This is a genomic window from Coleofasciculus sp. H7-2, assembly GCF_042747725.1.
In the GTDB taxonomy this organism is placed as follows: Bacteria; Cyanobacteriota; Cyanobacteriia; order Cyanobacteriales; family FACHB-T130; genus FACHB-T130.
Genome location: NZ_JBHZGO010000022.1, coordinates 1 through 2,015, shown reverse-complemented (window position 1 = coordinate 2,015; position 2,015 = coordinate 1). Strand labels below are relative to the sequence as shown.

Sequence of the window (2,015 nt, the reverse complement as noted above, 5' to 3'; positions counted from 1 at the left end):
ACCTCAGCGTCCGGGGCGTTGGAAGCGTGCTTAACGAAGGCATAAAGCTCCGCATAGCGTTTGCGCACCTTTACCCGCACCTCGTCGTCGGCGGACGCCGCAAAGCTGTGGAGCAGCACGAGCAGTTCGTCGCGGCGCTCGAGCAACCCGACGTAGGCCGTTCCCATCGCCTCGAGTGGGCACCCTGTGTTCGCCACGAGCGCGTCCTGAAAGGTGTCTTGAACCCGGTCGCAGACCCGCAGGGCGCTCACAAGAAAGAGCTCTTTCTTGGTTCCGAACAGCTTGAAGATGTATGGCTGTGAGATACCTACCTGCCTTGCGATCCGCTCCGTTGAGCTGCCGTGAAGGCCGTGCTGAGCGAACTCCGCGATGGCCGCTTCGATGACCGCCTCCCTGCGCTCGTCGGCCCCGATACGTCGTGGTGTAGCACCTTGCGGCATGCGGTTAGTGTACACTCACTAATCGCAGGTGTCAAGCTATAGCTTGAAAGCAAGTGCAGAAGCACATCTTATTACTGCCCGCGCTGTCGTCTCGCTCAACTTCGGCATAAGACTTCGGCTGTCTCGAAGCTGATTACAGGCGTCCGGATGGCCAACGTTGAGATGAAGAAGGCAGTGGATGCGAGCGCGCTGCCCCTTGTGACCTCCGAGAGAACGCCTTGGTGTTTCAAAACACGCCTTGATCAAAACCTCATCGTGCTTGGGCGTGGGTTTGGCTACCTCTTCGAGCTGAAGCACATCGGGCGAACCGTATCTCGTGTACACGACGGCTTTCATGAGTATTCCTCCACGGTGATGACGACATTCCCCTTCTTATGTCCTTTATCAACATACCTGTGAGCCTCAGCAGTCTGCTCCAGCGGATAGCGCCTGTCGATGATTGTTTTTATCTTTCCCGCTTCGATAAGCTCTTTCAGGAAGACCAGATCTTCAACCTTCTCGGCGCTTGATGACGTCAGGACGTTGAGATAGGTCCCCGTCTTCTTTAGAGACTTTTTGCCTCGTAAAGACGAAAGCTTGCCTACCGCGTCAAAAATGACGTCATAGGTCTGACCGCTTTGGGTAAAATCATCCTTTGTGTAATCAATGACCTTGTCAGCGCCCAGAGACTTCACCAGCTCCACATTCGTGGTGCTGCATACCCCGGTCACTTCTGCCCCAAAGTGCTTGGCAAGCTGCACCGCAAACGTGCCCACACTTCCTGAAGCTCCGTAGATCAAAACTTTTTGTCCGCCCTGGATATTTGCCTCCCTAAGGATATACAACGCCGTACGTCCCCCGACAGGAACGGCGGCAGCTTCCTCGAAGGTCATATTGGCCGGTTTAATGGCCACCACCCCATCCTCGGGCAGACATTTGTACTCGGCGTACGCACCGAAATTCACTCCGAAGGTAGATGCAAAAACCTGGTCACCTTTTTTAAACAGGTTTACATCTTTGCCTACGGCTTCGATTTCCCCTGCTAGCTCCATCCCTAGGATGGTTCTTTTCGGTTTTCTAAGGCCCAAGTATAATCGCGCGAAAAGCCATTGCCAGCGAGGAACTGTAAAACTTCGCATTCTACAGTCGCCTGCTGTCACTGTCGTCGCATATACTTTTACCAACACTTCATTATCCTTGGGCGTGGGTTTGGCTACCTCTGTGAGCCGAAGAACCTCCGGTGAGCCGTACTCCGTGTAGACCATCGCTTTCATCGGTGTTCCTCCAAGATTGCTTTGATCCGGTTATTTTGCATTTAGCTCGCTACAACTACACACATGTCTCGAACCGCAAGAGTAAGGGTCAGGAGTCTTTTGAATGAAGGATAACGCTTCGTTGCTTGTAACGTGTAACGGCTCGTTCGCTGCGTAAGCCCTTCAGCCAAAGTAGCAACACTGCATAAGGTTTTCAACCTCGAGTGCTAGGGGATTAGTGGGTTAGGAACCAGGCCAAATTGTGAGCAGCGATTTTGCGACAGACACTGGCTCTGATGGACGTCTTGGACAAAGCGGCACCTCTCGGGCCTGTCCGCCAAAA

General features: G+C 53.5%; 2 protein-coding genes and 1 pseudogene. All 3 read right to left on the bottom strand.

From position 1 onward, the window contains the following. Positions 1-440: TetR/AcrR family transcriptional regulator (locus ACFW2W_RS03745; RefSeq protein WP_378173501.1), on the bottom strand; the 440-nt coding region annotated here is incomplete at its 3' end. Positions 441-677: 237 nt separating this feature from the next. Then, positions 678-776, bottom strand: a pseudogene (locus ACFW2W_RS03740) (NAD(P)-dependent alcohol dehydrogenase); the annotation flags it as partial. After that, positions 773-1,693 (bottom strand): NAD(P)-dependent alcohol dehydrogenase, encoded by a 921-nt coding sequence (locus ACFW2W_RS03735; protein ID WP_378173498.1) that lies wholly within the window; start codon positions 1,691-1,693, stop codon positions 773-775. The gene ACFW2W_RS03735 and the pseudogene ACFW2W_RS03740, both read right to left, overlap by 4 nt. Between the last annotated feature and the right edge of the window lie 322 nt (positions 1,694-2,015).

Excerpts from the sequence above, each read along its gene's own strand:
- ACFW2W_RS03735 (WP_378173498.1), bottom strand. The coding sequence starts at position 1,693 with ATGAAAGCGATGGTCTACACGGAGTACGGCTCACCGGAGGTTCTTCGG.